This window comes from Pseudomonas sp. 2822-15 (genome assembly GCF_002742515.1).
Lineage (GTDB): Bacteria > Pseudomonadota > Gammaproteobacteria > Pseudomonadales > Pseudomonadaceae > Aquipseudomonas > Aquipseudomonas salomonii.
Window position 1 is genome coordinate 1 of record NZ_LJRY01000437.1, and the last position, 233, is coordinate 233.

Here is a 233-nt window from a genome sequence, read left to right on the forward strand (position 1 = left end):
CTGAAGTAATGAAAGTACCTCCTGGTCGTAGTGCTGCAAAAGCGTCGTCTGTCATAAGAACAATTACATCAGCTAATATGTTGGCAACTACTAAATCTGGTTGCATATCCACTTTGTCCATTAAATTACTCTGTTGTACTTTTACTGCTTCTTGGCATTTATTTAACTTCACATTAATATCTGCTACTTTTACTGCAACTTCGTCAAGGTCGATTGCGAGTACTGAAGAAGCT

1 protein-coding gene is annotated in these 233 nt (G+C 37.8%); it reads right to left on the reverse strand.

Going from position 1 to position 233, the window contains the following annotated elements:
* Positions 1 to 233, reverse strand: a 233-nt coding sequence (locus AOA59_RS31725) for a 50S ribosomal protein L11 methyltransferase (RefSeq protein WP_178076327.1), incomplete at both ends; no start/stop codon positions are given.